The sequence below is a fragment of the Pseudomonas sp. LBUM1668 genome (genome assembly GCF_059695715.1).
The window spans coordinates 3,017,694-3,039,229 of sequence record NZ_CP166787.1; the positions used below are offsets into that span (position 1 = coordinate 3,017,694).

20 protein-coding genes are annotated in these 21,536 nt (G+C 60.4%); 15 read left to right on the forward strand and 5 right to left on the reverse strand.

From position 1 onward, the window contains the following. Window positions 1-9: 9 nt before the first annotated feature. The gene (locus ACA061_RS13570) at window positions 10-972 is read right to left on the reverse strand and encodes a LysR family transcriptional regulator (RefSeq protein ID WP_150603487.1); all 963 of its coding nucleotides are present in this window, start codon (window positions 970-972) and stop codon (window positions 10-12) included. A gap of 279 nt (window positions 973-1,251) precedes the next feature. Between ACA061_RS13570 and ACA061_RS13575 the strand changes: the two genes are divergently transcribed. From ACA061_RS13575 to ACA061_RS13635, 13 genes are all read left to right on the forward strand, one after another. Continuing rightward, window positions 1,252-2,193 carry a VOC family protein gene (locus tag ACA061_RS13575; RefSeq protein WP_210700042.1) on the forward strand — a complete coding sequence of 314 codons (942 nt, stop codon included), beginning with the start codon at window positions 1,252-1,254 and terminating at the stop codon, window positions 2,191-2,193. 3 nt (window positions 2,194-2,196) lie between these two features. Next, window positions 2,197-2,607, forward strand: a complete 411-nt coding sequence (locus ACA061_RS13580; protein WP_210554774.1) for a Rieske (2Fe-2S) protein — start codon at window positions 2,197-2,199, stop codon at window positions 2,605-2,607. An 87-nt stretch (window positions 2,608-2,694) separates the two neighbouring features. Then, window positions 2,695-3,819 (forward strand): FAD-dependent oxidoreductase, encoded by a 1,125-nt coding sequence (locus tag ACA061_RS13585; RefSeq protein WP_210554775.1) that lies wholly within the window; start codon window positions 2,695-2,697, stop codon window positions 3,817-3,819. Window positions 3,820-3,875: 56 nt separating this feature from the next. After that, window positions 3,876-5,573 carry a DUF1302 domain-containing protein gene (locus tag ACA061_RS13590; protein ID WP_497299376.1) on the forward strand — a complete coding sequence of 566 codons (1,698 nt, stop codon included), beginning with the start codon at window positions 3,876-3,878 and terminating at the stop codon, window positions 5,571-5,573. 12 nt (window positions 5,574-5,585) lie between these two features. Continuing rightward, window positions 5,586-6,974 (forward strand): DUF1329 domain-containing protein, encoded by a 1,389-nt coding sequence (locus ACA061_RS13595; protein ID WP_497299377.1) that lies wholly within the window; start codon window positions 5,586-5,588, stop codon window positions 6,972-6,974. A gap of 61 nt (window positions 6,975-7,035) precedes the next feature. Beyond that, on the forward strand, window positions 7,036-8,130 hold the full coding sequence (locus ACA061_RS13600) for a WD40/YVTN/BNR-like repeat-containing protein (RefSeq protein ID WP_497299378.1): 1,095 nt from the start codon (window positions 7,036-7,038) through the stop codon (window positions 8,128-8,130). A 4-nt stretch (window positions 8,131-8,134) separates the two neighbouring features. Next, the gene (locus tag ACA061_RS13605; protein WP_497299379.1) at window positions 8,135-10,609 is read left to right on the forward strand and encodes an efflux RND transporter permease subunit; all 2,475 of its coding nucleotides are present in this window, start codon (window positions 8,135-8,137) and stop codon (window positions 10,607-10,609) included. Further along, a complete protein-coding gene (locus tag ACA061_RS13610) occupies window positions 10,599-11,834 on the forward strand; it encodes an MFS transporter (protein ID WP_497299380.1) in 1,236 nt (411 codons plus the stop codon). Before ACA061_RS13605 ends, ACA061_RS13610 begins: the two co-directional genes overlap by 11 nt. Beyond that, on the forward strand, window positions 11,835-12,416 hold the full coding sequence (locus ACA061_RS13615; RefSeq protein ID WP_497299381.1) for a cupin domain-containing protein: 582 nt from the start codon (window positions 11,835-11,837) through the stop codon (window positions 12,414-12,416). Further along, entirely contained in the window at window positions 12,413-13,396 is a 984-nt protein-coding gene (locus ACA061_RS13620; RefSeq protein WP_210700035.1) for a fumarylacetoacetate hydrolase family protein, read from the forward strand. Before ACA061_RS13615 ends, ACA061_RS13620 begins: the two co-directional genes overlap by 4 nt. Window positions 13,397-13,406: 10 nt before the next feature. Next, complete coding sequence (locus ACA061_RS13625) at window positions 13,407-14,408, forward strand: NAD-dependent epimerase/dehydratase family protein (RefSeq protein WP_497299382.1); 1,002 nt, start codon at window positions 13,407-13,409, stop codon at window positions 14,406-14,408. Further along, window positions 14,389-15,180, forward strand: a complete 792-nt coding sequence (locus tag ACA061_RS13630; RefSeq protein ID WP_497299383.1) for a cyclase family protein — start codon at window positions 14,389-14,391, stop codon at window positions 15,178-15,180. Before ACA061_RS13625 ends, ACA061_RS13630 begins: the two co-directional genes overlap by 20 nt. A gap of 49 nt (window positions 15,181-15,229) precedes the next feature. Beyond that, window positions 15,230-16,873, forward strand: a complete 1,644-nt coding sequence (locus ACA061_RS13635; protein WP_497299384.1) for an arylsulfatase — start codon at window positions 15,230-15,232, stop codon at window positions 16,871-16,873. A 56-nt stretch (window positions 16,874-16,929) separates the two neighbouring features. Here the strand turns inward: ACA061_RS13635 and ACA061_RS13640 are convergent, their stop codons facing one another. After that, the gene (locus tag ACA061_RS13640; protein ID WP_497299385.1) at window positions 16,930-18,009 is read right to left on the reverse strand and encodes a Rieske 2Fe-2S domain-containing protein; all 1,080 of its coding nucleotides are present in this window, start codon (window positions 18,007-18,009) and stop codon (window positions 16,930-16,932) included. Between the two features lie 36 nt (window positions 18,010-18,045). Further along, entirely contained in the window at window positions 18,046-18,999 is a 954-nt protein-coding gene (locus tag ACA061_RS13645; RefSeq protein WP_497299386.1) for a PDR/VanB family oxidoreductase, read from the reverse strand. A 292-nt stretch (window positions 19,000-19,291) separates the two neighbouring features. On the opposite strand from ACA061_RS13645, the gene ACA061_RS13650 reads away from it, so the two are divergent. Beyond that, entirely contained in the window at window positions 19,292-19,762 is a 471-nt protein-coding gene (locus tag ACA061_RS13650) for a MarR family winged helix-turn-helix transcriptional regulator (RefSeq protein ID WP_210554786.1), read from the forward strand. Window positions 19,763-19,826: 64 nt separating this feature from the next. Next, complete coding sequence (locus tag ACA061_RS13655) at window positions 19,827-20,450, forward strand: dTMP kinase (RefSeq protein WP_497299387.1); 624 nt, start codon at window positions 19,827-19,829, stop codon at window positions 20,448-20,450. 38 nt (window positions 20,451-20,488) lie between these two features. Here ACA061_RS13655 and ACA061_RS13660 read toward each other — a convergent pair whose 3' ends face one another. After that, window positions 20,489-21,364: a LysR family transcriptional regulator gene (locus ACA061_RS13660; RefSeq protein WP_497299388.1), complete on the reverse strand. Its 876-nt coding sequence runs from the start codon at window positions 21,362-21,364 to the stop codon at window positions 20,489-20,491. Beyond that, a complete protein-coding gene (locus ACA061_RS13665; protein ID WP_497299389.1) occupies window positions 21,365-21,499 on the reverse strand; it encodes a hypothetical protein in 135 nt (44 codons plus the stop codon). Between the last annotated feature and the right edge of the window lie 37 nt (window positions 21,500-21,536).

A 21,536-nucleotide genomic window follows, 5' to 3' on the forward strand; every position in this document is an offset into this window, starting at 1 on the left:
ACGGCCCGACTATTTGGCCAATCGTGACTCGGGATGGGAGGTATCGCGCGCGGCGATAGCAGCCGGTTCCAGATCCGTGATGAATTCGCTGATGCGCTCGCGCAGCCAGCGGTGCATGGCATCGCCATCGACGCTGCGGTGCCAGAGCATGAACTCACGCATGACCGGGATCTTGACCGGCGGCGGCAGGATGCGCAGCGGCAGATATTCGGCGTACAGACGCGCAAGGCGTTGGTGCATGGTCGCGATACGTTGGGTGCCGACAATCAATTGGGGGAGGGTATTGAAGTCATTGGTGATGACTTCCAGTCGGCGATTGAAACCGTACTGGTTCATGAACCATTCCTCGATGCTCATGTGCCGGGTCCGCCCGAAGCCGACCGACACGTGGCCCATTTCCATGTACTGCTCAAGGGTCAGGCTGTCGCCGACCTGCGTGTTGCCTTGCCACACCACGCACACATGATCTTCTTCAAACAGCAGCTGGGACGGGTGACCCTCGATGATGTACCGCTCGGGCACGATCATCAGGTCGACCTCGCCGCGCACCAGCAATTCGCCAGAGTTGTCGCTGGGGCCGAGCATCTCGAAGGTGATGTTCGGGGCTTCCTGATGGATTTTCTGGATCACCTGAGCAAACAGCACGCTGATCAGATAATCCGAGGTCACCAGGCGGAAATGCCGCTTGCTGACCGCCGGGGAAAACACCGGTTTGGCGGTAATCGAAGACTGAATCGTCAGCAGCACTTCGCGCACCGGTTCGCTGAGCTCCACCGCATAAGGTGTGGGCTGCATCTTGCGGCCGACCTGGACGAGCAATTCGTCTTCGAAATAGGTACGCAAGCGCCCGAGTACACCGCTTGTAGCCGATTGAGTCATGTGCAGGCGTTCGGCGGCACGGGTGATGTTCTGCTCCTGAAGCAACACATCGAGCGCCACCAACAGATTGAGGTCCAGGTGATTGAAACGCATAGGCCACGTCCATTTTTATATTTATTTTCGCGATACATTCGGTCGAATACATCGCCGCGTCAACCCTCCCGTTATTCGCTGTGTCAGTCGCTGCGCAGGTATCGCGATCGGCGATAGGTCGCATCCCGACAGACGATTAGTCAGCTGCCAGATCCCGCGTCAATCTTCGCCGCAGTCGGGCCTCTTGCCGACACCACCACCGGATTCCAAGCATGGCTGATCGCCTGAACAGCCGTTGGCAACAGTCTCCACAATCATAATTTCAATGGAGTGGTAGCCATGAACATCATTGGCCTTGATGCCCTGATCTTTGGCGTCGATGACATCCAAGCCTGTAGCGATTGCCTGCGTGACTATGGCCTCGCGCCGATTGGCGTGGACAGCAATGGCGGGCGTTTTGAAGCACTGGACGGTACCGCCGTGATCATCCGGCGCGCAGACGATGCGAACCTGCCGGCCGCCATCGGCCCCGCGCCGTCGATTCGCGAAACCGTCTACGGCGTAGCGGGCGTGGCAGACCTTGATGCAATCGAAGACGAACTGGCACGTGACCGCCAGGTGAGCCGCGATGCGGATGGCGTGCTGCACAGCGTCGACGACATGGGTTTTGCGATTGCTTTCCAGGTCAGCGTGCGCAGGCCGTACAGCGCCCCGGATGACTTGACCAACGCGGCCGGCAATTCCCCGCAACGTCCGCTTAATCAACCCGGTATCAGCCTGGACATGAGCGCGCTGCCGCGCACCTTGTCGCACGTCGTGTATTTCGTTCCGGATGCGGCGAAAGCCGAGGCGTTTTACGCCGAACGCCTGGGTTTCAGAACCACTGACACCTTTATCGGCGCCGGACCATTCATGCGTCCGGCGGGTTCTGATGACCATCACTGCCTGTTCATGATCCAGACGCCACCGCACATGAAAGGCTGCGAGCACTTCACGTTCCACATGGGCAGCGGCACCGAAGTGTTGTTGGCGGGCACGCGTTTCGAGCAAAAAGGCTGGACCAGTTTCTGGGGGCCGGGCCGCCATCTCTTTGGCTCCAACTGGTTCTGGTACTTCAACAGCCCGCTGGGTTGCCATATCGAATATGACGCCGATATGGACAAGCACGACGACGCCTGGGAGGCACGTCGCGCGCCGCTGTCGGCGGATAACTCGCAGCTGTTCCTGTTCAATTCGAAAGAAAAATGGGCACCCGGCGGCCCGCCACCGAAGCTCGGCTGAACCATGGTCGACCACGGGTTTTACCTGTGCCGACTGGAAGAGCTGGTGGAAGGGCAGGCGCGTGGATTCGATCCGCTGCAACGCGGTAAAGACAGTGTTTTTGCGCTGATGCACCAAGGTCAGGTGCGGATTTATCGCAACAGTTGCCCGCATCTGGATGTACGCCTGGAGTACCGCAAAGACCGGTTCCTGTCCGCCGATGGCCAGTTGATCGTCTGTTATGCCCACGGTGCGCAGTTTCTACCTGACACCGGCGAATGCATCTACGGCCCGTGTCTGGGCCAGACACTGGAAGCGCTTGAGTGGTTTCTGGAGGAGGGTTGCGTGGTGCTGAAAATGCCCGTCGCGGGAGAGGTGCAGCTACAAAACGAGGTATCGCGCCTGGCGATACATCGCATCCCTACTCGCGATTAGTCAAATCCCTGGTTTGCCCGGAAGCTGGACCCAACGACGCAGCGCCCCGCGCTGCAGCGAATCACAAGAATAAGAAGCGAGATTGCCATGAGTGCAGTGAACAAAGTTCTGATCGTGGGCGGCGGTATCGGCGGCCTGTGTGCAGCCATCGCGTTGCGCCGCAAAGGTATTGCAGTTGATCTGATAGAACTCAAGTCGCAGTGGACCGTGTACGGCGTCGGCATTATCCAGCAGAGCAATGTGGTGCGCGAAATGGCCAAGCTGGGCGTGCTCGACGGTTATCTCGATGCGGCATACGCCTTCGAAGACGTCGCCATTTACGGCCCGGGCGGCCAGCAACTGGCTCGCATCCCCGGTCAGCGCCTCGCGGGCCCTGAATACCCGGCGAACGTCGGCATCTCGCGGCTGGCCCTGCACAATGTGCTCAGCACCACGGCGATGGAGCTCGGCGCCAATGTGCGCCTGGGCCTCAGCGTGGAATCGCTGAATGACCGGGGTGACAGCGTCGAGGTGGTGTTCACCGACGGTACTGACGGCACCTATGATCTGGTGGTCGGCGCCGACGGATTGTTCTCCAAAGTCCGCGAACTGTTGTTTGGCGACACATACCAGCCGCGCTTCACCGGCCAATCGGTGTGGCGCTACAACTTCCCACGCGCCGCGCAAATCGATCACCTCGCCAACTATCAGAGCGCCGCCGGCAACGCCGGGCTGGTGCCGTTGGCCGGGAACTTGATGTACATGTTCCTGACCTCCCATGAACCCGCCAATCCGTGGATGGATCCCGCCACCCTGGCCGAGCAGATGCGCCAACGCCTGCAAGGCTTTAGCGGTTTGATCGGCGAATTGCGCGAGCAAATCACTGACAGCAGCCAGGTCGTTTACAAACCGATGGAAGTGATTTTCGTCGACGAGCCCTGGCATCGCGGTCGCGTCCTGCTGATCGGCGATGCCGCCCACGCCACCACGCCGCACCTCGGTCAGGGCGCCGGTATGGCGATCGAAGATGCCGTGGTGCTCAGTGAAGAACTCACGGCCGGCGGCAGCGTTGAGCAGCAACTCGAACGCTTCATGGCGCGGCGCTTTGCCCGCTGCAAGTTCATCAGCGAAAGCTCGGTGCTGGCCGGCGACAAGGAAATGCAGCAAGACCGGGATTTCGACCGTATCGGCCTGGTCAAGCAGATGCTTGCGCGCACGGCTGAGCCAATCTGATTACACACCCAGCATTCCCACAGCAGTTACCACTATAAAAACAAGAGGTTAACGCGATGGTTAGCTCAACGACTGCGACGCTCGCGCGCCGCCCGGTTCGCTTGTCTGCACCCTGCGGTTTGAGTCTGGCGGCGGCATTGGTGCTGTGTAGCCAGGCCGTTCAGGCGTTTCAGGTCGAGACCGGTAATCCCGATTTCAACCTGCGCTGGGACAACACGGTGAAATACAGCACCGCGTGGCGAACCGAGAATCCCAGCCACAAACTGACCCGTGGCCAGGTCGCGCTGAACCAGGACGACGGCGATCGTGCCTTCCAGAAGGGACTGATCTCCAACCGAATGGACATCCTCTCGGAACTGGACATGTCGTTCAAAAACGTCGGCGCACGGCTCAGTGGCGCGGCGTGGTACGACACCGAGTACCAGAACGACAACGACAATAATGACCCCAGCCGCGCCAACGCGCGTTCGGTTGGCTACGACGAGTTCACCGATGACACCCGCCACTTGCACGGCGGCGATGGTGAGTTGCTGGATGCGTTTGTCTACTGGAACGGCGAGATCGCCGAGCGCTCCACGTCCGTGCGTGCCGGGCGCCATGGTTTGATCTGGGGCGAAAGCCTGTTTTTTGGTGCCAACGGCATTGCCGGTGGCATGGCGCCGGTCGATGTGGTCAAGGCACAGTCGGTGCCCAATACCCAATTCAAGGAAATCACGCGCCCGGTCAATCAGCTCTCGGGCACGTTTCAAGTGACCGACGATGTCTCGCTCGGGGCGTTCTACCAACTGGAATGGGAAGAAACACGCTTGCCGGGTGCAGGCAGTTATTTCTCCACCAGCGACACCATCGGTGAGGGCAATGAACGCCTGATCGTCGGCGCGCCTTTTCCGGCGTTCCTCGGTGGCAACGCCGGCAGTCCGGCGGCGTTTTTCCACGGCAAAGACAAAGACGCCAAGGATTCGGGGCAGGGCGGTCTGCAACTGAAATATAACGCCGAGACCGTGGAGTACGGCCTGTACGCCATCCAGTACCACGACAAGACGCCCAAGCTGTACCTCAAACCTTCCGCCGGTGCGCCGAATTTCAGCACCGGCCAGATTGGCGACTACTACTGGGTTTACCCGGAGGAGATCCGCGCGTTGGGCGCCAGTTTCTCCACCACGGTTGATGCCTACAGTTTTGCCGGTGAAGCCTCGATGCGCTGGAACATGCCACTGGTCTCCAACGGCGTCACCGTGCTCCCTGGGGTGGCGGCCGACAACGACGATGACGCGCTTTATGCCGTCGGGCGCACAGCGCACATCAACCTCAATGTGATCGCTTCGTTCGGGCCGAACTTCATTGCCAAGGAGTCGGGATTCGTCGGTGAGATCGCCTGGAACCGTCTGCTCAATGTCACGAAAAACCGTGCCGCCCTTGACCCCGGCGCCACCGATGACGGCCTCGGCTTCAAGGTGGTCTACACCCCGACCTATCGCCAGTTTTTCTCAGGCGTCGATATCAGCATTCCTGTTGGCCTGAGCTATTTCCCCCTCGGCAAGTCGGCAGTTGTCAGCTCATTCGGCCCGGATAACGGCGGCGACATGAACATCGGTATCACCGCGACTTACCTGGATCGCGTGACCGCCGGCCTGACGTACACGCATTACTACGGCCCCGAGAACACCAACCTCAACGCAGCCAGCCAATTCAACTTCCAGCAATCGCTGAAGGACCGGGATTACCTGGCCTTCTCCGTCAAGACCACGTTTTAAGAGGACTTGCGCATGACCCATAACAACAAAAATGCCGCATTCACACTCAAAGCCTTGTGCTTCGCGCTGCTCGGCAGCCTGGCGGTGTTGAGCCAGGGCGCAACGGCGGCCACGGCTGACGAAGCGGCGAAGCTGAACAAGTCGCTGACGCCGATGGGCGCTGAGCGCGCAGGCAATGCCGACGGTTCGATTCCGGCCTGGGACGGTGGCTACACCAAGGTCGACCCAGCCTTCAAGGAGGGTGGCAAACGCAGCGATCCGTTCGCAGCGGACAAACCGTTGTTCAGCATCACCTCGAAAAACCTCGCGCAATACGCCGGCAAGCTGACCGACGGCACCAAGGAAATGTTCAAGCGTTTCCCCGACACCTATCGCATTGATGTGTACCCGACCCGCCGCACGGCCGCAGCGCCGCAGTGGGTTTATGACAACACGCTGAAAAACGCCACTCGCGCCAAACTGGTCGACAGCAGCGCCGGCCCGGTGCCGGAAGGTGCCTACGGCGGCATCCCGTTTCCGATTCCGAAAAATGGCGCTGAAGCCATGTGGAACCACATTCTCAACTGGCGCGGTACGTCGTTGTCCATGCACTTTCGCCATTACCTGATGACCGCCGACGGCAAACAGGTGATGACGACTGACGGCCAGGCCATCCAGGAAATGCCTTATTACTACCAGGACGGTACGCCTGAATCCTTCGCCGGCGATTACTGGCTGTTCCGCCTGCTCAACGTCGGTCCGCCGCTGCGTGCCGGCGAGCAGATCATGGGCCGTACCAACATCAATGGCGACAAGTCTCAGGCCCACGTCTACCTGACAGGGCAGCGCCGCGTGCGCAAGTTACCCAACGCCTGCTGCGATACACCGACACCGGCGACTGCCGGGGTCATGTCGTTCGATGAACTGAGTGTATTTCAGGGTCGAATCGACCGTTTTGACTGGAAGCTGATCGGCAAGCAGGAGATGTACATCCCTTACAACACCAACAAGGTGCAGGCCGCTGGCAAACCCGAGGACCTGTTTCTCGCGCATCACATGAACCCCGATGTCGTGCGTTGGGAATTGCACCGGGTGTGGGTGGTGGAAGCCGATCTGGCACCGGGCAAGCGTCATCAGCTACCGAAGGGCCGTTACTACCTCGATGAAGACACCTGGCAAGCCATGCTCGGCGACCGCTGGGACGCCAACGGCCAGTTGGCCAAAACCCTGTGGTCGCTGCCAGCGGTGCTGCCGGACTTGCCTGCCCAGGCGCAATTGTCTTCGGGCTTCTACGACCTGACCTCCGGCGCCTGGTTTATCCAGAACGTTTACACCGGCCAGCCTGAGCAGTACGGCGTGGTGGATCGCTATAAGGCCTCGGAGTTTTCGCCGGCGGCGATGGCGGGTGCCGGGGTTCGCTGAATCGGACCGGGTCACGCTGCGCAAGACGTGACCCGGTTTCACAGGATTTTCGAGGTCGCATATGAACACTTTCTCAAGGCTGGTGTGCCTGTTCGCATTGTCCTGGGTCGGGCCTGCGAGCCTGGCGCAGGCTGGCGCTGTGGGCGATACCCTGAGCACTGCGGCCATGCGAGTACCGCAAGCGCAGCACGCCGTTCTGCTGGATCTGGCTCGGGCCGGCGCGCGACTGGTGGCAGTCGGCGAGCGCGGCGTCGTAGTGCTTTCCGACGACAACGGTACGAGCTGGCGACAGGCCGAGGTACCGGTGTCGGTGAGCCTGACAGCGGTGCAATTTGTCGATGCCAGCCTGGGTTGGGCGGTCGGCCACGCCGGTGTTGTGCTGATGTCCAAAGACGGCGGCGAACACTGGGCGCTGCAACTCGATGGCAAGCGCGCCGCGCAGCTCGAATTGAAGGCGGCCCAGGAACAATTGCCTTCAGCCGTAGACACGGATGTCGCCGCGACACGGGTGCAAACAGCTGAACGCATGGTGGACGAGGGCGCGGACAAACCCTTCCTCGCGCTGGACTTTGTCGACGCCCGGCACGGCCTGATCGTCGGCGCCTATGGCCTGGCATTCGAAACCCGCGACGGTGGGCGCAGTTGGCAGTCGCTGATCGGCCAGATCGACAATCCGGCTGGCGCACATCTCTACTCCATCGCGCATCAGGGTGAGCGCTGGTTTATCGCCGGGGAGCAGGGCTATCTGGCGCGATCCGAGGACAACGGCCACAGCTTCAAGCCAGTCGACAGCCGTTATTCAGGCAGTTTTTTTACCCTGCAAACCGACGCCGACGGCACGCTGCTGGTGGCTGGCCTGAAAGGCAACGCGTTTGTCTCCCACGACTTTGGCGACAGCTTCCAACCCGCGCCCGTGGCGCTGCCGATCTCCTTCAGCGATGCGATTCGCAGCAGTGACGGTCAGTTGCTGCTGGTCAATCAGGGCGGCGCGCTGTTTCGCACCGATCGCCAACCTGGCGCGCTGCTCAAGCCCTACGGCAAACCGTTGGGCAGGCCCGTTTCCAGCCTGATCGAGGCCGCCGACGGCAGCCTGGTCATGGCGGGTTTTACCGGTGTGACGCGTGTATCGCCACCCACCGTAACTGCTTCGGAGTGAGGTTATGAAGTCATTCGACAACGCCACGGCCAGCCTGGCGAGTTTCGACCCACGCTCAGGCTCGGTGGTGGAACGCACGCTGTTCAATCACCGCGTCTGGGTGCTGCTGGTGTGTGTGCTGACCACCCTGGTGCTGGGTTTTCAAGCGACGCGGATCGAGCTCAACGCCAGTTTTGAAAAGATGATCCCTACCCAGCATCCCTACATCGCCAATTACCTTGAACACCAGAAGCAACTCACCGGGCTGGGTAATGCCTTGCGGATCGTCGTGGCGAACCGCAAGGGCGATATCTACGACGCCGAGTATCTGAAGACCCTGCAGGCATTGAGCGACCAACTCTATCTGTTGCCCGGTGTCGATCGCGCCTACATGAAGTCCCTGTGGACGCCCGCCACCCGTTGGGTAGCCGTGACCGAAGAGGGCCTCGACGGCGGCCCGGTCATCCCCGATGACTACAGCGGCACTGCGGCCAATCTGGAAGCGTTGCGCCGCAATGTTCAAAGGTCCAATGAGCTCGGCCAGTTGGTGGCGCTGGACCAGACGTCGAGCATCATTTACGTGCCGCTGCTGGCCAACACCGCCGACGGAAAGGCACTCAACTATTCGACGCTGTCCGAGCAACTGGAGAATCTGCGCAACACCTACCAAAAAGACGGGATCGAGATTCATATCACCGGCTTCGCGAAGAAAGTCGGCGACCTGATCGACGGACTGAAACAGATCCTGTTGTTTTTCGCCGTAGCCATCCTGATCACCACTGCCGTGCTGTTCTGGTACACCCGTTGCCTGCGCAGCACTTTGCTGGTGGTGTTCTGTTCATTGGTGGCGGTGGTCTGGCAGCTCGGTTTGTTGCCGTTGCTCAACTACCAACTGGATCCGTACTCGGTGCTGGTGCCGTTTCTGGTGTTTGCCATTGGCATGAGTCACGGCGCGCAGAAAATGAACGGCATCATGCAGGACATCGGTCGCGGCATGCATCGCGTGGTGGCCGCGCGCTTCACCTTCCGCCGCCTGTTTCTGGCGGGGCTGACGGCGCTGCTCTGCGATGCGGTGGGGTTCGCTGTGCTGATGCTGATCAAGATCCAGGTTATTCAGGATCTGGCCGTGATCGCGAGTATCGGCGTCGCGGTGCTGATCTTCACCAACCTGATTCTGCTGCCGGTTTTGCTGTCGTACGTCGGCGTATCACCGCGTGCCGCACAGTTGAGCCTCAAGAGCGAACAAACCGAGCAGGCCGGTCTGCGCCGTCATGCCTTTTGGCGCTTCCTGGACCTGTTCACCCAACGCCGTTGGGCGAGTCTGTGCATCGCCATCAGTATCGCCCTGGCAGCAGCCGGTTTTGTCGTCAGCCTGCAACTGAAGATCGGCGACCTCAATGCCGGCGCCCCGGAGTTGCGTGCAGACTCGCGCTACAACCAGGACGACGCTTTTCTCACCCGGCATTACGGCGCCAGCAGTGACCTGTTTGCAGTCATGGTGAAAACCCCGGCCGGCGGTTGTGCGCGTTACGACGTTCTTGCCAAGGTCGATGCGCTGGACTGGCAACTGCGTGCGCTGCCGGGGGTGGATTCGACCAACTCGCTGGCCTTGCTTAACCGCCGCATGCTGGTCGGGCTCAGCGAAGGCAGCGCCAAGTGGTACGAGCTGCAGAACAATCAGGCGATGCTCAACATGATCACCGCCAGCGCACCTCGCGGCTTGTACAACGAAGATTGCAGCCTGTTGACGCTGTATGCCTACCTCACCGACCACAAGGCCGAAACCCTGACGCGCCTGGTCGAGCACGTGGAAACGTTCGCCGCCGCCAATAACACCGATGAGGTGCAATTCTTGCTGGCGGCAGGGAATGCCGGTATCGAGGCGGCGACCAATATCGTCGTCAAGCAGGCTAACCGCGAGATGCTGTTCTGGGTGTATGGCGCGGTGATCGTGTTGTGTCTGATCACCTTCCGCTCATGGCGTGCCACGGTCTGCGCGGTGATTCCGCTGATGCTCACCTCGATTCTCTGCGAAGTGCTGATGGTCTGGCTGAACATTGGCGTGAAGGTCGCCACGCTGCCGGTGATCGCTCTGGGTGTGGGCATCGGCGTCGACTATGCCTTGTACGTGATGAGCATTTTGCTCGGCCATCTTCGCCGCGGCGCGAGTTTGTCCGAAGCCTATTACCTGGCGCTGGTGTCCACCGGCAAAGTGGTGATGCTGACCGGTATCACCCTGGCGATTGGCGTAGCGACGTGGATGTTCTCGCCGATCAAATTCCAGGCCGACATGGGCGTGCTGCTGGCGTTCATGTTCGTCTGGAACATGGTTGGCGCCCTGGTACTGCTGCCGGCGCTGGCGCATTTCCTCCTGCCTGTACGCCGCTCGTCTACCGATGCGGTTGTGCGAGCCGGTGTGTTGAGCGTGACGAAACCAGCCACCGCGGTTGCGGGCAATCCCGAACATCTGCACACCCAGGAGCGTTGCCATGCGCGTTGAAACCTCAGCCGTGAACGCCGGCAGAACAGCCGGGCTGGCGCAATCGCTGTTGTTGCTGCTGGGCAGCTGCCTGCCGGTACTTGGCGCGGTGCTGCTGGCGCCGGTGCTACCGCGCATGCAAGCGCACTTTGCCGACGTTGCGAACAGCGCAGTACTGGTGCCGATCGTGCTGACGTTGCCGGCGTTAATGATTGCCCTGTTGGCGCCATTTGCCGGAATGATCGCCGACCGCCTCGGGCGAAAACCGTTGTTGCTCGCCAGCATGGGGCTTTACGTGCTCTGCGGTGTACTGCCGCTGTGGCTCGAATCGCTGCCGGCCATCGTCCTCAGCCGCGCCGGCATCGGTCTGGCCGAGGCGGGCATCATGACCTGCTGCACCACGCTGATGGGCGATTACTACAGCGGCGCCCGACGCGAGCGTTTGTTTGCCTTGCAGATGGTCGCCACGTCGCTGTCCGCAGCGGTGTTTATCGCGCTGGGCGGTTTTCTCGGGCAGGACGACTGGCGCACGCCGTTCGCGTTGTACGCCGTCGGGCTGGTCTTCCTGCCGCTGATGGCGTGGAAACTCTGGGAGCCGCAATCGCACACCCGGGCCGAGCATCCACTGCACAGCGCGCTGGTCGACAAATTCCCATGGCGCGCGCTGACCCCGATGTATGCCTTGGCACTGTTGGCCGGCCTGAGCCTGTTTATCGTGCCGGTACAGGCCGGGTATCTGCTCAATCTGCTGCACGTCGATGCGCCGCAGGACATCGGCATGACCATGGGCGCCAACCAATTGGGTGTGCTGGCCGGGGCGCTGAGCTTCCGCCTGTTCAGTGGCATGCGTGCGCAGCACATGTTGTTGATCGCCTATGCGCTGGCGGGCGTCGGCGGCTTGTTGATGGCCAATGCCGGCAGCCACATGCAGGTGGTGGTCGCGGTGACGATCAACGGCCTGGGCATCGGCTTGATGTTGCCGACGCTGATCACCTGGATCATGGCGCAGGTCGACTTTCATCAACGCGGGCGCGCGGCGGGGTGTTTCACCGCGGCGATTTTTGCCGGCGAATTCATCAGTCCTTTGGTCGTACTCGGCATCACGCATGGCGTCAGCTCGGCGCTGCCGCATGCCTTGGCCATTGTGGGTGGCCTGCAATTGCTGGTGGCGCTGTTTTGCCTCGCCATCCCCAGACTCGGCGGATTGTTGCCCCGAGCGCCGCTGACAACTGAACGAGAACTTTAAATGCAGACCCTTCCCGAGTTCAAAAGAGTGGTCACCGGCCACAACGCCCAAGGCCGGGCCATTGTCGCCAGCTGCGGGCCGACGCCTAACGTGTTCCCGCTGCTGGCGGTGCCCGGCACGGTGTTTTACGAATTGTGGAACACCGGCGCCAGCCCCGCACCGCTCGACAATGCGAGTGATCCGAGCGCCCAGCCGTTGCGACTCAGTCCCGCGGCGCAAGGCAGCGTGATTCGCGTGGTCGACATCCCGCCCGACAGCGTGCAGAACCAGGTCAGCGATGAAAACGCCGCGGCGGTATTTGCCGAAATCGGCGAGTCGCATGCCGGCACGGGGCAGGGCGCAGGCAAACACAAACTGATGCACCGCACGGAAACCCTCGACTACGGCATCGTCACCGAAGGTGAGGTCTGGCTGGTGCTGGACGAGGAAGACGTGCACCTCAAGCGCGGCGACGTGGTGGTGCAACGCGGCACCAACCATGCCTGGAGCAACCGTACCGAAGCGATGGCGCGCATGGTGTTCATCCTGCTCGACGGGCGCTTTGCCGCTGAACTGAATTCTGTGCAAGGAGCATCATCATGAAACTCGCCACGCTGAAAAACGGCCATCGTGATGGACAACTGGTCATCGTCTCGCGGGATCTGCAATGGGCACTGGATGCCGGTTCGGTGGCGTACACCCTGCAACAGGCTATAGAAGACTGGCCTGATGCCGAACCGCGCTTGCAGGCGCTGGCCACCCGGTTGAACGCGGGCGATGCGCCTGACGCGTTTGCCTTCGACCCGACTCAGGCCATGGCACCGTTGCCACGCGCCTACCAATGGTGCGACGGCTCGGCATTCCTCAGCCATGGCGCGCTGATGCAAAAGGCTTTCAACCTTGACCCCATTGAAGGCGTCGAACACACGCCGTTGATGTATCAGGGCGCCGGCGATGATTTCCTCGGCGCCCACGACAACATTGCGCTGCCCAGTGAAAGCCAGGGCATCGACTTTGAAGGCGAGTTCGTCGTGCTGGTGGACGACGTGCCGCTGGGTTGCAGCGCGGAGCAGGCCATTGGGCACATCAAGCTGATCCTGCAGATCAACGACGTCAGCCTGCGCGCGCTGGCCCCTCGGGAGATGAAAACCGGCTTCGGCTTTTTGCAGGCCAAACCGTCGTCGAGCTTCGCCCCGGTGGCAATCACCCCGGACGAACTGGGCGATGCCTGGCGCGACGGGCGTGTGCATCTGCCGTTGCAGGTGAGCTGGAATGGCGAGTGGTTCGGTCATCCACACGGTGGGCAGATGACCTTCGGTTTTGGCCAGTTGATCGCCCATGCCGCGCTGACTCGCCGGTTGGGTGCCGGCACGTTGATCGGCTCCGGTACGGTTTCCAATGCCGAGCGCAGTGTCGGTTCGGCCTGCATTGCCGAACGCCGCGCCATCGAGATGATCGAGCACGGCGCCCCGCAAACCGCTTTCATGCGCTTCGGTGATCGCGTGCACATGAACGTCCTGGGGGCTGACGGTCAGTCAGTGTTCGGCGCGATTGAGCAATGCGTCGTCAAGGCCCAAGGCTAAGGAGCGGCACATGCGTGTGTTGATTACCGGGGCCAACGGCTTCGTCGGGCGCGAACTGGTGCGCTGTCTGCTGGCGAAGGGCAGCGTGCGTGGACGGATCATTGTTTCGATGCTGGTGCTGGACACTGACTTGCAAGGCCTGCCGGACGATCCGCGATTGCGCCGTCATCGCGGCAATATTACCGACGCCGCGTTAATGCGCCGAGTGCTCGCCGATGGCATTGATGTGGTTTTTCACCTGGCGAGCATTGCTGGTGGCGCGGCGGAAGAACATTACACGCAGGGCTACCAGGTCAACCTCTTGGCGAGCCTCGAATTGCTCGACCAGTTACGCAACAAAACCCAGCCGCCGGTGCTGGTGTACGCCAGCAGTGTCGCGGTCTACGGCGGCGAATTGCCTGTGCGTATGAATGAGCAGGCACCGCTGCATCCGGAGCTTTCTTACGGTACGCACAAGGCCATGGTCGAGAGTGTCATTGTCGACCTGGCCCGGCGCGGGGAAGTGGACGGTCGCGCACTGCGCCTGCCCGGCATCGTTGCCCGCCCGCGCGAACCCAACGGATTACGCTCGGCGTTCATGAGTGACTTGCTGCGCGCCTTTGCCGAAGGCGAGTCCTATCTTTGCCCGGTTTCCGCCGAGGCCACTGCTTGGTGGATGTCGGTGCGCTGCTGCGTGAACAACCTGATGCACGCCGCTGAGCTGGATCACCACGAACTCGAATCGCAACGGGTGTGGCAATTGCCGGTACTGCATCTGTCGATTGCCCAAGTGGTCGATGCCTTGGCGGCGAGCTACGGGCAGGAACGTCGCAACCTGATCACTTACGTGCCCGACAGTCAGTTGGAAGCGCTGTTCGGGCGTCTGCCACCGTTGAAAACCCCACAGGCGCGTGCCGCCGGTTTCAGCCATGACGGCAACGCCGCCACGTTGATTCGCAACTCACTGAACCCCGCCGCCCCTCGGCATTTATCGATTACCGGAGATTCCCTGCATGCAGCCAGCCAAGCCTAAACGTCGCCTGGTCGACCTCTCGGTCACCCTCGACAATAACCCTTACACCGATCCGCCGCCGTTGCTGCCGAAGATCGATTACATGGATCACCAGCAGGGCTGGCCAGAAATGGCCGCGATGTTTCCCGGTCTGCAACTGGACCAGATGCCGGGTAAAGAGTCATGGGCCGCCGAGCGTCTGCAAATCACCACCCACAGCGGCACGCACATGGACGCGCCGTGGCATTACGCGTCGACCACCGATGGCGGCCAACCGGCATTCGGCATTGATGAATTACCGCTGGACTGGTGCCTGCAACCGGGGGTCAAACTGGATTTTCGGCACATGCCCGACGGCCATGTGGTGACCGCGCAAGAGATCGAAGCGGAGCTGGCCCGTATCGACCATGTGTTGCAGCCGCTGGATATCGTGTTGATCAATACCCGCGCCGGCGCATTGTTCGGTCAGCCCGGCTATCTGGATGCCGGCGTCGGGATCGGCCGTGAAGCCACGATGTATCTGCTGGAGCGCGGTGTGCGGGTAGTCGGAACCGACGCCTGGAGTTGGGACGCGCCGTTCAAGTACACCCGCGAGCGATTCGCCGCCAGCGGCGACGCCTCGATCATCTGGGAAGGGCACAAGGCCGGGCGTGATATCGGCTACGGGCAAATGGAAAAACTGGCCAATCTGGAAACCTTGCCGGCCAATGGCTTCGTGGTGTCGTGCTTCCCCTACAAAATCAAACACGCATCGGCCGGATTCGTGCGCGCGGTGGCGATCTTCGAGGAGTGAGTTGCCGCTGCTGCCCGTGGCATTTTGATTAAACAACAAGAGAGAAACCATGCCTTTTCTGCGAATGCCTTTAAGCCTGCTGCTAGGCGCGCTGACGCTGGGGAGCAGCCTGGCGATGGCTGCCACTGCGGAGTCGACGCCACCGAACATCCTGCTGATCGTCGCCGACGATCTGGGTTATTCCGACCTCGGCAGTTTTGGCGGTGAAATCAACACGCCCACCCTCGATTCACTGGCGCGCGAGGGCTTGCAGTTCACCAGCATGTACGCCGCGCCGACCTGTTCGATCACCCGTTCGATGCTGATGTCCGGCACCGATAATCACCTCGCCGGGCTTGGCACCATGGCCGAAGCGCTGCAGCCGTTTCAACGCGGCAAACCGGGGTATGAGGGGTATCTGAATCAACGTGTCTACTCGGTGGCCGAGCTGCTCAAGAATGGCGGTTACCAAACGCTCATGGTCGGTAAATGGCACTTGGGTCTGGAGGCTGATCAGGGCCCCGATCAGCGCGGATTCGAGCAGTCGTTCACTTTGTTGGAGGGCGGCGCGTCGCACTTCAAGCCTTCTAGCGTTGAACCGAGCAAACTGGAGCAAGTGCATTACCGGGAAAACGGCCGGGCGGTGCAGGTGCCCGAGAGTTTTTATTCCAGCGATTTCTACACCGATAAGCTGATTGGTTATCTGCAAAACACCAAAAGCCAAGGCAAGCCTTTTTTCGCCTACGCAGCCTATACCTCACCGCATTGGCCGTTGCAGGCGCCCAAGGAGTACCTGGATAAATACCGCGGCCGCTTCGATCAGGGCTACGACAACGTGCGCCAGACGCGGATCGAGAGGATGAAGACGCTCGGTTTGCTGGCAAAGGACGCGCAACCGGCGCACCCCTTGCCGGTCAATCCAAAACTGCCGGGCTGGGACCAGCTAACGGCTGAGCAGCAACAGTTTGAAGCGCGAAAAATGGAGATCTACGCGGCGATGGTCGACAACCTCGACCACAACATTGGCCGCCTGATCGAGTATCTGCGCGAGAGCGGCCAGTACGACAACACGCTGATCGTGTTCATGTCTGACAACGGCGCGGCCGCTGAAAACCATGCGCAGTTCTATCCCCCCGGCGCAAACACCGACAACCGCTTGGCAAACCTCGGCCAACCAAGTTCGCAGATCGACTATGGCATGCGTTGGGCCGAAGTCAGCGCAGCACCGTTTCACCTGTTCAAGGGCACCACTGCCGAAGGCGGAATCAGCGTTCCGGCGATTGTTCAACTGCCCAGGACACTGCGTCGTCAGGGCGTGGAACGGGGCGTGGCACGGGTGGATGACCTGGCGCCGACCTTTCTCGAGTTGGCGGGCATCAGCTTGCCGAGCGAGGCGGGCAAGCACCCGATCACCGGCAAATCTATCCTGCCCATGCTGACGGGCAAAGGCAGCCCCCACGGCGATGGCATTCTGGCCGCAGAGTTGTTCGGCAACGCCTACTATCGCGAGGGCAACCTCAAGTTGTTGGGCATGCGCCCGCAGGCGGGATTCGGCGACCACGCGCAGCCGCCACAATGGCAATTGTTTGATGTCGCACAGGATCGCGGTGAAACCCATGACCTAGCGGGTGCCCAACCGCAAACCGTCGAACGGCTCAAAGCCGCCTGGCTGAAGTATGCCGCGCAGGTCGGTGTGGTCTTCGCGCCGCGCTGATACGGCGCAACCACCCAGCCGCCACGGGCTTTTGGCGGCGGCTGGGTGATGCATCGTCAGCCTTGAACGGGGCCGTTGCGCAGTCGCTCGATGATTCTACGAGCACGGTTGGCGCCCACATCGACATGAATATCGATCATCGGGCGTGTGCCGAAGCGGCACATGTTCTGGTACTGGGCTTCGATTACCACCTTGTCTTCGTCGAAGGTCAACATGGTCTGCTCGAGCACTTTGGCCATGACCGCCTGCGGATCATTTTCAGGGTTGGTGGCTATGGTCCAGAAGTAATGACTTGAGCTTTCGGTTTCTGGTGTCACGCCGTGAAAACCGCGCATATGGAAGCCGGCCCGGTCGGGGTCGTTCAGATTGTCGGTGCCTGCGTCTACCGCTCCGGTCCAGATGCGCAGGTGATTGATGTGAAATTCGATTTCCTGCCAGCGATCAACGTTGCCCTGGAACGGGTAAGCGGCGGTATAGGTCGGCGGTGGCACGGAGTTGGGCATGTGCCGAACCACGCGGACCATCGAGTCGTCACCGTCCACGTTCATCTGCGCGTTCATATGAATGCTGGCGTTGCCGCCGATGGTGCGTAAATGGACGTAGCCCAAATGGCTGAGGTCCATGAGGTTGTCGTGGATGAGCTGATAGGGCGCGTCGTAGTGATAGACATCACCGTCGAACAGGTATTTGCCACTGCTATGGACGTCGTAGGTGGGCGGCGCGAATGTCGGCTCAGGATGCTCGGCGCTACCGAACCAGATCCAGATGATCTGGTCCTGCTCGCGAACGTGGTAGGCGGGCACTTTCGCCTTGCTCGGAATCTTGTCCTGGCCGGGAATTTCGATGCACTTGCCGCCCTCGTTGAACAACAGGCCGTGATAGCCGCAGCGCAAGCCACGTTCTTCCAGGGTGCCATTGGACAACGGGAGGGCCCGGTGGCAGCAGCGGTCTTCCAGTGCGGCGACCTGGTTATCGGCGGTGCGAAACAGCACCACGGGTTTGTTCAGCAGCGTGCGGCCAATGGGTTGATCCTTCAGCTCCCAACCGAGCGCGGCGACGTACCATTGATCGAGTGGGAAACTCGATAGGGTGGGCGGCGCAATCTCGTGGGCAAGGGGCAGGGCGGCAGTCGTCATGGTGTTCTCCGGCGAGCGGGCAATGCTCGGTTCAGGTCAAAGGTCCAATACCAGGCGGGGCGATTTGGCACGTGAGCAGCACGGGGTGAAACGGTCATTGGCGGCATGTTCTGCGGCAGTCAAAAACTGGTCACGATGATCACCAATGCCATCGAGCAGACGCGTGACACAGGTGCCGCAGACGCCTTGCTCGCAGGAGGTTTCAATTTCAATACCGGCCTCATCGAGTACCTCGAAAACAGTCCGGTCGGCGGGGATGTGAAATATCTGCCCGCTGCTGGCTATCTGCACTTCAAAGGGCGTATCAGCGCTTTGATCGACTGGTGCGGCGGCGAAAAACTCTCGGTGCACACGGTCTTCGGGCCAGTTGGCTGCTTTTGCAGTGTCCAGAATGAAACTCATGAACCCTGACGGGCCGCATACGTAAAGGTGGCTCGCACAGTCCGGCATCGCTAACAGGGCGGCGGCATCAAGTTTCTGTTCAGGCGAGCCGCTGTCGTCGTGCAAGTACACGCGGCTGGCGAATGGCGCTTGCCCGAACCATTGAATGAAGGCAGCGCGCTCTGTGGATCTAAAGCAGTAATGCAATTCGAAATCCGCGCCCTGACGGTGAAGCTCATGTGCCATTGCCAGCATCGGCGTGATGCCAATACCGCCGCCAAACAAAAGGTGCCGCTTGGCTGCGGGTGCGAGTGAAAACAGGTTGCGTGGCGCACTGATGGTCAGTGTCTGGCCTTGGCTGACCCGCTCATGCATGGCGCGGGAGCCGCCACGCGAGGCCGGATCCTTGAGAACGCTGATCAAATAGCGATGGCGCTCCGTGGGGTCATTGCATAGCGAGTACTGGCGCGTGAGGCCGCCGGCAATGTGAACGTCGATGTGCGCACCTGCCTCGAAAGGCGGCAGCGGGCTGCCGTCGTTGGCACAGAGCTCGAAGCTGCAAATACCTTCAGCTTCGATCTCTTTGCGGGTGACGTTGACTTCAAACATGACTTCTCCCTCCACACTGAAGTGGCTGCTGAAAAAACAAGGGTGAAAAAGCGCGCGTGCGGGCTACAAATCAGCCAGGAGAAAAGGCGCAGGGAAGGGCAGAAGTTGCATTCGTCAGGGAAGGGCGCAACGGACAAGGATTCATGAGCAAGACCTGATAATTATTTTTTTGAGGTGGTGCTACGGCGTAGTATGCGGGCATTGCACGCATCGCTTGGCTGAGTAAATCCTTATCCGATTTGGTTGCGGTGTCAACTAATATTAGAGATCTTTGACCTTCGGTGTTTTCTTTATGCCTACCGAAACACAACTCAACCTGTCGCGTTATGTGCCTGGCCTGGTGACGTTCCTGGCGAACAAACTCGCCACTGGGGCCTCCCAGTGCTATCGCAAACATTTCGGAATTGGCGTGGTTGAATGGCGGATGCTTTCAATGCTGGCTGTTGAATCCGATATCTCCGCCAACCGCATCTGTCAGGCCATCGGGCTCGACAAGAGTGCTGTCAGTCGCTCATTGCAGACGCTGGAGGCGGCCGGGCGAATCACCAGTCGGCCTGATCCGGCAGATGCCCGGCGTTCGACTGTCCGGTTGACGGCCAGCGGCAAAGAACTGCACGACCGCGTGCTGAAAGTGGCACTCGAACGTGAGTCTCGCCTGTTAAGCGGGCTCTCGGCAGCAGAGATCGACACGCTGGTTGATTTGCTCGGCCGCCTGCATTTGCAAGTGCCGAACGTCAACAGCTACGACCCTGGTGACGCGTGAGGTGAGGAAACGCTGCCAGCGAACGTGCAGAGCCATAAACTCTAAATCCAACATTATGTGAACAATGAATCGTCAGCTGTTCGTCTCTCTGGATGGGCCCAAGGCCACCGGTAAAACCACACTGTTGGAGGCCGTCGCGAAAGTGCTGAGGGCCGACAACAACAAAGTTGTCCGGCTTTGCGAGAGAAAACGGGATCCCTACAGGGCAGAAACCATGGCCCTGGTCAACAATCTCGCCCGAAATCCCTCCAGGGATCTGGAGTGGGTTGTGTGCGGAGCCTTTGCTGAAAGCCGCAGCTGGATTTCCCGGCATGTGCTCACTGAACAACCGCCAGACAGCATCATCCTGATTGATCGCTGGTATCCGTCTGACGCCGCGTTTCGGCAAACAGTCCCGTTTGCCGACATTCTCCAGTTGAACATGGATCGAGACGTACGAGTGCCGGACCTGCATGTCGGCGTCGTTACCGACCCGGATATTTCATGGGCGAGGGCCGCGACACGATCGCGAGGACTGGGCGGCACTGTGATTCAGAAATATGCAGAGCACGTTTTGTGTACCGAATTGTTCGAGCAAGCGGTAGCCGATCACGGTTGGGTTCTATGCCGCAATGAAGGAACAATCGAAGAGGCGACGATGCAGGTGGTATCTGAGATCTATGGAGTGCTTGGAAGGTGTGACCGATGACTGATCAATCTCTCAATTGAGCGCCATTTTCAGCGTCGTCACAGCGTGGTGATCTGTCCATTTCGATCCAGCTCAAAAACTTTGTTTTCCTGCAGTTTCTCTTTCAGCCAGCGTTCAGCCTTGCCCAAGGGCCGCTGGCGAGCCCACAAAAGGTCCACGCCTATTTGCCAGTCGGTGTGCGGGTAGGCCGAGAGTTGAAGTTCTACCAACTCCCCTCTGGCCAGTTCGCGCTGGATGAGTTGACGGGGCAGGGTGGCCCAACCGAGGCCGGCGCGCACCATTTCCAGTAAAGCCAGATAGCTTTCCGCCTGCCACAGCTGCGTCGAGCGCAGGTATTCGCTGCTGGGCAGTTTGCTCGCGTGGGCGCTGAACGCCAGCCGTCGATGGACGTGCAGATCCTCGAAGCTGACGTTGTCGAGCTGCGCCAGCGGGTGATCGGGATGGCAGACGTGCAGCATGATCAGTTTGCCCAGTTGCTGGAACGCCAGCTCAGGGGGGTAGTCGGGCTGTGAAAACGCCACGCCGAGTATGGCTTCGCCGCTGCTGACGAGCTCGCTGACATCGCCGTACACCGGATGGCGGATGATCAGATCGACGAAGGGGAACGCTTCTTCGAAAGCTTTGAGTACGGACATGATCGGGCCGTACGGCGTTTCAATCGCGAGCGTCAGGCTGGGTTCGACGTCGTCCGACAGGCAGTCGGCGTGGGCTTCAAAGGTCATGCAGCGTTCGAGCACGGCTTCGGCCTGCAGCAGCAATTTGTGGCCACTGGCGGTGAGGGAAGGGCTGCGGTTGCTGCGGTCGAACAGGTCGACGCCGAGGTCGGTTTCGAGGTTGGCAATCGCCGCGCTGATGGTCGATTGGGTCTTGCCCAGTTTGCGCCCGGCGGCGGAAAACGATCCGCTTTTGACCACTTAGACGAACATCAACAGTTGATCGAGTGAGAAGCGCAAGCGGTGGACTCCCGGGTCGAACGTGAGGGTTATCAGCGTCTGGCGAATGCCTGATTGTGCCGTGTAAGTGCCATCGAAAAAAGCGATGGTTGCCAATTTGTTTCATCGTAATAAACGTTCAAATATGACCCCG